The sequence below is a fragment of the Acrocarpospora macrocephala genome (genome assembly GCF_009687865.1).
Taxonomy (GTDB): Bacteria; Actinomycetota; Actinomycetes; order Streptosporangiales; family Streptosporangiaceae; genus Acrocarpospora; species Acrocarpospora macrocephala.
Genome location: NZ_BLAE01000019.1, coordinates 85,414 through 93,103 on the forward strand (window position 1 = coordinate 85,414; position 7,690 = coordinate 93,103).

The following is a 7,690-nucleotide window of genomic DNA, read 5'->3' on the forward strand; positions in this document are numbered from 1 at the left end:
CGCCATGCCGATCCACCTGAGCCTGCTCGACGGTGTGCGGTGGCGGGGGCAGCCGGTGGTCGGCGAAAGGGCTCAGGCGCTGCTCGCAGCCCTCGCGCTCGCCTGCCGAACCGTGAATGTGGACCGGCTCGTCGCGGAGGTGTGGGGGGACAGCGAACCGGCCAATCCGGCGAAGGCGCTGCAGGTCCTGGTGTCCAGGACCAGGTCGGTCGTGGGGCCGGAGTCGCTGATCACGGAAGGGGGCGGCTACCGGCTCGAGGTTCCGCCCGACCGGGTCGACGCTGGTCGGCTGCACGGTCTGGCGGGCCGGGCACGGGCGCTGCTCGTCGAGAATCCGGCCGCTGCGGCCACGGCGGCGAAGGAGGCGCTCGCGCTGGGCATCGGGGCGCTGCCGCCCGCGGGCGGTGGCCCGCTGGCCGAGGTGCGCCGACGCGCGGAACGCGACCTGGCGTCCGCGCGGGTCGTGCTCGCCCGGGCCGGGAGCCGCAGCGGCGACCACGGCCCTGCCCTGCCCGAGCTCGAGGAGGCGGTGCGCGCCCACCCCGAGGACGAAGGGCTGCTCGCCGACCTCCTGCACAGCGTGGCGGCGGTGCGCGGAACGGGCGCCGCGCTGGACCGCTTCGAGCGCTTCCGGTCGGCCCTGCGCGACCGGATCGGCGCCGACGTGGGCCCGGAGCTGCGGCGGGTCCATCGTGAGCTGCTGGCACTCGACAGTCCCGTGCGCGCCGGCGTGCGCTTCGACACGACCGTGCTGCTCGGCCGCGACGACGATCTCCGACGGGTGCGGGCACTGCTCTCCGCCTCCCGGGTGGTCTCGATCCTCGGTCCGGGGGGCCTCGGCAAGACCCGGCTCGCCCATGCCGTCGCCCGCGAGGCCCCGCAGCCGGTGGTCCACTTCGTCGAACTGGTCGGCGTGACCGCGCCCGAGGATCTGGTCGGCGAGGTCGGGTCGGCGCTCGGCGTCCGCGACTCGGTGACCGGACGCCGCACGCTCACCCCGCGGCAGCGCGCCGACGTACGGGCCCGGATCGCCCAGCAGCTCGATCTGGCCCCGACGCTGCTGGTGCTCGACAACTGCGAGCATCTGGTGGACGCGGCCGCCGACTTGGTCGCGTATCTGACCGCGACCACACGGGAGCTGCGCGTCCTCACCACAACCCGCTCGCCACTGGCGATCGCCGCCGAACGTGTCTATCCGCTGCCCCAGCTGGGAACCGGTGACGCCGTCGAGCTGTTCCGCGACCGCGCCACCGCGGCCCGGCCCGGTGTGCACCTCGACGAGGATGACGTGCGCGCCGTCGTGGCCCGCTTGGACGGCCTGCCGCTCGCGATCGAACTGGCCGCCGCGAAGGTGCGGGTCATGTCACCGGTCGAGATCGCCCGCCGGCTGGAGGACAGGTTCTCGCTGCTACGCGGCGGCGACCGGAGCGCCCCCTCCCGTCACCAGACGCTGCTGTCGGTGATCGACTGGTCCTGGAACCTCCTCGGCGAGCGGGAGCGCCGGGCCCTTCGCCGCCTCTCGGCTTTCCCGGACGGCTTCGCCCTCGACGCGGCGGAGGAGGTGCTCGGCGGCGACGCTCTCGGCGACGTCGAGGAGCTCGTGGAGCAGTCCCTGCTCACCGTCGTGGAGACAGCCGACGGCGTTCGATACCGCATGCTCGAGACGGTGCGCGAGTTCGGCCGGATGCGGCTGGACCGGGCCGGCGAGACGACCGACGCGCGGGCCGCCGTACGCGAATGGGCCGTCGGTTACAGCCACCGGCACAGTGTCCGGCTGTACTCGCCGGAGCAGGTCGACGCGATGGACCGGCTGCGTGCTGAGGAGACGAACCTCGCCGACATCCTGCGCGAGGCCCTCGCCGACCCCGACCCGGAAGCGGTCGTGGTGCTGTTCTCCGCTCTGGGCGGCTACTGGACGATCCGCGGGGATCATCCGCGCAGCATCGTCGTCACCCCGGCCGTCGCCGCCGCCCTGAGCGGCTGGGCGCCTCCGCCCCGGCTCCTCGACCGGACCCGGCTGGCCCTGGGCATCGCGCTGTTCAACTCCATGATCGTCTCCCTCGAAGAGTCAGGGACGCTGGCGCGACTGCTGGCCGGGCTGGGCGCCGACTCGGCGAACCCGGCCGTCCGGGCGCTGGTGACCGCCCTGCTCATCACGGTGTCGGAGCCCGAGCGCGGCTTGGACGTGCTGGCCGCCGACACCGACCCGCTGATCCGCCGGATCGCGCTGCACTGGCTGAGCCACGGCCGGGAGAGCGCCGGCGATCCCGTCGGCGCGATCGAAGCGGCCCGAGCCGCCCTCGAACTCGTCGGCGATGCCGACGGTCCCTGGCACCGGGCGGTGCTGCACACCCAGTTGGCCAACCTGTACGCGCAGCTCGGTGACTCCGCGTCGACCGCCAGGCATGCCGCCGAGGCGCTCCCGGTGCTCGAACGCCTGGGGGCGATGGACGACGCCATCCAGATCCGTACCACCCTCGCCATGGCGGCGCTGGCTGAGGGGCGCCGCGACGAGGCCGCGCGGATGATCGACGACCTGGAGGCGCTCGCTTCCCAGGGCACCTACAGCGAGGTCCTGTCGGTCGCCACCGGCCGAGCCCAGCTGGCCCTCGTCGACGGCGACATCGCCGAGGGACTGCGGCGGCACCGCGAGACCGCCGAGGTGCTCCGGAACCTGCGCGTCCCGGACGCCTTCACACCGTGGGCCGATCTGAGCGAGGTCATCGCGCTCTCGGCCTTCGCGCATTACGGCGAGGGCGACGAGGGCGCGGACCTCTTCGAGTCGGTGCGGGCCAAAGTCCTGCTGGTGTTCGACCCGGACCGCACCTCCAGGGATTACCCGGTGATGGGGATGGTGCTCGCCGGGCTGGGCATCTGGGGCCTGCGAAAGAAGGCGCTGCCCGCCGAGGAGGCGGTCCGGCTGCTCGTGCTCGCCAACCGGTTCGCCTACAACCGATTCACCCCGACGATGCAGTGGTCGGTGCTGTCCGCGCACGCCGAACGGATCGCCCCCGGCGTCGTATCCGGGATCGAGGCCGAATACGGCGACCGACGCGGCCCCGACCTGCTGGCCGAGGCCCGTACCGTCCTGGAGCGGGCGGTCTGACACCGTCTACATCTTGCGGGAGTAAGAGCGGACCGCCAGCGGCGCGAAGATCAGGACGACGATCACGCAGCCGATGACCGCCCAGCCGACCTCGACCGTCACGGCCCCGTCGTTCAACAGGTCCCGCACCGCGGAGACGACGTGCGACACCGGGTTGACCTTCACGAACGCCTCCAGCCAGCCGGGCAGCGTCTCGGCGGGGACGAAGGCGTTGGACAGGAAGGTGAGCGGGAACATGATCATCATTGAGATGCCCTGGACACTCTGCGCCGAACGCGCCATCGTGCCCAGCCAGGTGAAGATCCACGCCAGTGACCAGCCCGCGATCATGGTCAGTGCGACGCCAGCGACGCAGCCGAGCACCCCGCCGCCGGGGCGGTAACCGATGAACAGGCCGGTGGCGAGCGTCAGCACCGACGCGATGCCGTACCGGATCAGGTCGGCGATCATCGGGCCGGCCAGGGGAGCGATCCTTGCGATCGGCAGGGACTTGAAGCGGTCGAAGACCCCCTTGTCCATGTCCTCACGCAGTTGCACGCCTGTTGCCATGCAGACGGTCAGGGCCGTCTGGGCGAGGATGCCGGGGATCAGTACCGGGAGGTAGTTCGACACGCTGCCGGAGATCGCGCCGCCGAAGATGAACGCGAACATCGCCGTGAACAGCAAGGGCTGGATGAGTACGTCGAAGAACTGCTCGGGCTTGCGGCGCATCTTCTTCAGGGCCCGCCATGCCATCGCCAGGATCTGAACCCAGGTTTCCTGAAGCGAGCTGCGGGGCGTGGTACGGGCGACCACGGTGGACGGGTCGACGCGCTGGGGGTTGAGGGTGGCCGGGGTCATGGTTCTCGTGGTCATCGGGCCGCCTCCAGCTGCGGGTTGTCGGCGCCATGGCCGGTCAGCGCCAGGAAGACTTCGTCCAGCGTCGGCTTGGCGACGCTTACCGAGGAGATGCCGAGGCCTGCCTCTCGCAGGCCGATCAGGACGTCCGCGGCCCGGTCCGCGTCGGGGAGGGGGATCTTCATGCGTCCCGATTCCGGGGTCAGGACCGGGTCCTCACCCAGCACCCGGCGGACGACATTCGCGGCCATGGCGATGTCGGCGCCGTCCGCGAGACTGAGCTGCAGGGTTGAGTCGCCGACCTGGGTCTTCAGGGCGTCGGGGGTGTCTTCGGCAACCTTCCGGCCTCGGTCGATCACGGCTACGCGGTCGGCCAGCTGGTCGGCCTCGTCCAGGTATTGGGTGGTGAGGAGGATCGTGGAACCATCGGTGACCAGCTCGCGGATGGTGTCCCACATCTGGCCTCGGGTTCTTGGGTCGAGGCCGGTTGTGGGCTCGTCCAGGAAGATCAAGGGTGGACGAGTGATCAGGCTTGACGCCAGATCCAGGCGGCGGCGCATCCCGCCGCTGAACTGGGACAGGGGACGGCCGGCCGCCTCCTGGAGGTCGAAGCGTTGGAGCAGGTCATCGGCGACTGTCTTGGCTCGGGTGCTTGTCAGGCCCTGTAGGCGGGCGAACAGCCAGAGGTTCTCCCGGGCGGTCAGGTCTTCGTCCACCGAGGCGTACTGGCCGGTGACGCCCACCAACTGCCGGATGCGGTGGGGTTCCCGCCGGACGTCGACGCCGAAGATCTCCGCATGGCCGCCATCGATCGGAAGCAGGGTGGCGAGCATCCGGAGCATGGTGGTCTTACCTGCTCCGTTGGGGCCCAGGACTCCGAAGATCTCGCCTTGCCGTACGTGCAGGTCGATTCCGTCCACGGCCCGGAAGTCTCCGAAGTTCTTGACCAGACCGTCGGCCCGGACGGCACTGAGGTCCGCCATGACGCGTCTCCTCTCTCCGCCGGGTACCTCCCGGCGTCCAAAGAGAGCTTCTACGTTGCCGGCTTCATCACGGCTTCAGGCTGGTTTCACCTCCGACCAGGCGGTTTCACCGGCTCCGGCGCCCTATGGCGAGTCTTCGCCAAGCACGGCCCGCGCGTTGTCCCTGCCCTGCTTCCCCTGCGGGCAGGCCGATGAGACGGGATGAGCAGGCGAGCAGTGGGCGGTATCCGGGACCAGACAGGAATCCTGGCGTCATCAAGGATCGAGAGAGATCAATGACAGGAATCTGGCAGGACACCGGAACGCACGACACGCACGCGCGGATTGGTTCGAGAACTGCTCCGCAGCCTGGATCGAGGATGGAGCGTCGAGGATTAGCAGACGGCCGAAGGTTCACAGCAGCCCAGGGCACAGGCAGTTCGCCGGGCCATTAGCGGGCCATTGAGGGCGACGAGGGGCAAGCACGGCCTCTCATGTCCGGCCCCACGCCCAGGTCAACGGCGGTACGGGCCTGATCCATGCAATTCCCGAGCTGACAGCGCGGGTTCGATTCCCGTCACCCGCTCCACCCTCTTATAGCTTCTGACCAGGCAATCCCTTGATCGCCGACTGAGGGCCTGCGGTGTTTCTGGGTGCACGCGTGGGTGCACGTCAACCACGCCAGGGCGTCAACCGGCCCGACCCTGACAACGCTGCGCGATATGGCGTCCATCGAAGTGCGCGTCCGCAGGAGCGGCGCTCCCAGCTATCGGATCTGGTGGCGGCTCGGCGGCGGCCGAGGCGGCCGCCCACAGTCGCGGACCTTCCGTGCCTACGGCGAGGCGATCGCCTTCAAATACGCGGTAGAGACTGCCGGACATCAGTGGCCGCCGGCTATCCCGGCGGCGTCGCAACCAGACCGGCGGCACCTCTTCGGTGACTACGCCCTGGCCTTCGTTGCGGGCCGGTCGGGCATCGAAGAACGCACCCGCCACGACTACGAACGCGGACTGCGCAACCACATCCTGCCCACCCTTCGTGCCACTCGACATCCGCAGCCTGGCCCTCAACCGTGCCCTGGTGAGCGGCTGGGTCAACGCCCTGCACACCGGAGCCGCCCAGCCCGTTGACAGCGACGGGAGGATCCGCAAGCCCCTGGCCGCCTCCACCATCCATAACCTGCACGGCCTGCTGTACGCGATCCTGCAGTACGCGGTCGAAGCCGAACCGCCCCTGCGTCGCTCCAATCCCGCAGCCCGAACCCAACTGCCCAGCGCCGACGATGAGGGCGATAAGGCCTGCTTCCTCACCCCCGAGGAATTCGCCCTCCTCCGCTCCTGCGCCGACGACGACATCCAGGATGCCCTGACCGTCCTGGCCGGAACCGGCCTGCGCTACTCCGAATTCGCCGCCCTGCAGGTCCGCGACGTCCACCTCGGAACGCAACCAGCCCCGCAGATCCGGCGCGCCTGGCGGCGCCAACCCGACAACACCTTCCGGCTCGGCCCGCCCAAGACACCCGCCGCACGCCGCCGGGTCACCCTGCCCGAACAAGTCCTCGCGACGATCCAGCCCCACCTGAAAGACAAGAAGCCGGAGACGTTCCTCTTCACCACGACCACCGGGCGATGGTGGCGCCACTCAGCCTTCTACCACCGCCGCTGACGACCCGCCGTCCAACGAGCCCTGCAGCTCGGCCTGACCAAAAACCCGCGCATCCACGACTTAAGACACACCCACGTCGCCTGGCTCCTCGCCGCCGGAATCGACCTGACCACGATCGCCCGCCGGATCGGCCACAAGAACATCACCACCACAGCCGATTCCTACACGCACAACAAGCCCACCCTGGAACAGCTGATGGCCGAAGCCATCGATCGCCATCTAGGCAGCCAGTGATCTACCCCAGACCCGCGAAATCTGGATGGCACACCGCGCCCAGACTGCCCAGAAAGCGAGGCATAGATATCGGCGAGACATCACTTCCAGAGTGCCGGATGAGAACTCCTGGGACGCCGACATTGTGCTCTACCAGGGGAAGGGCTCCTGTTCCGTGCTGTTCCGTGCTCACAAATTGTGATCCATTGGAGCGTAGGTCCGGCGTTTTCCCACGTGGCGATCCTGCAGAATTCTTGCCCCGCCCGGTCCGCCAGGGGCAGTTTGAGAAGCCCTATGCAGTGCGGTTCACCCGCCGCTGATTTGTGTCCAGGAGGCGAGGTCGGCCCGGACGGCCAGCGTGGCGGGGTGCTCGGCGCCGGAGACTCGTTCGCGGATGGGTACCAGGGCGGCGTACTGGTCGCGGGCCGCGACCGCATCCCCCGCCTGCCCCGTCCAGTAGGCGAGGTTGCCCCGGTCGGACAGTGCCTCGGGGTGCTCGGCCCCCCAGACCCGCTCACTGACCGGCAGCAGGGCCGCGTACTGATCGCGGGCCGCGACCGCATCCCCCGCCCGCCCCGTCCAGTACGCGAGGTTGGCCCGGACGGCCAGCGTGTTGGGGTGCTCGGCGCCGGAGACTCGTTCGCGGATGGGTAGCAGGGCGGCGTACTGGTCGCGGGCCGCGACCGCATCCCCCGCCTGCCCCGTGTAGTAGGCGAGGTTGGCCCGGACGGTCAGTGTCGCGGGGTGCTCGGCGCCGGAGACGCGTGCGCCGATGGGCAGCAGGGCGGCGTACTGGTCGCGGGCCGCGACCGCATCCCCCGCATCCCCCGTCCAGGAGGCGAGGTCGGCCCGGACGCCCAGCGTGTCGGGGTGCTCGGCGCCGGAGACCCGTTCCCGGATGGGCAGC

The 7,690-nt window shown here is 70.0% G+C and carries 6 protein-coding genes; 3 read left to right on the forward strand and 3 right to left on the reverse strand.

Annotation, left to right across the window (positions count from 1 at the left end; translation table 11 throughout):
* The first annotated feature begins 4 nt into the window (after window positions 1–4).
* Window positions 5–3,106 (forward strand): ATP-binding protein, encoded by a 3,102-nt coding sequence (locus Amac_RS18385; RefSeq protein ID WP_155355605.1) that lies wholly within the window; start codon window positions 5–7, stop codon window positions 3,104–3,106.
* 6 nt (window positions 3,107–3,112) lie between these two features.
* On the opposite strand, the gene Amac_RS18390 is transcribed toward Amac_RS18385, so the two are convergent.
* Window positions 3,113–3,961 carry an ABC transporter permease gene (locus tag Amac_RS18390; RefSeq protein WP_155355606.1) on the reverse strand — a complete coding sequence of 283 codons (849 nt, stop codon included), beginning with the start codon at window positions 3,959–3,961 and terminating at the stop codon, window positions 3,113–3,115.
* Window positions 3,958–4,926, reverse strand: coding sequence for an ATP-binding cassette domain-containing protein (locus Amac_RS18395; protein ID WP_155355607.1), 969 nt, complete (start codon window positions 4,924–4,926; stop codon window positions 3,958–3,960). The genes Amac_RS18390 and Amac_RS18395 overlap by 4 nt, the downstream gene beginning before the upstream one ends.
* A 1,017-nt stretch (window positions 4,927–5,943) precedes the next feature.
* Between Amac_RS18395 and Amac_RS18400 the strand changes: the two genes are divergently transcribed.
* Window positions 5,944–6,570: a site-specific integrase gene (locus Amac_RS18400; protein WP_155355608.1), complete on the forward strand. Its 627-nt coding sequence runs from the start codon at window positions 5,944–5,946 to the stop codon at window positions 6,568–6,570.
* A 51-nt stretch (window positions 6,571–6,621) separates the two neighbouring features.
* Entirely contained in the window at window positions 6,622–6,804 is a 183-nt protein-coding gene (locus Amac_RS57965; RefSeq protein ID WP_373869825.1) for a tyrosine-type recombinase/integrase, read from the forward strand.
* A 285-nt stretch (window positions 6,805–7,089) separates the two neighbouring features.
* Here the strand turns inward: Amac_RS57965 and Amac_RS53690 are convergent.
* On the reverse strand, window positions 7,090–7,690 hold a 601-nt coding region (locus Amac_RS53690; RefSeq protein WP_170322547.1), incomplete at its 5' end, for a tetratricopeptide repeat protein.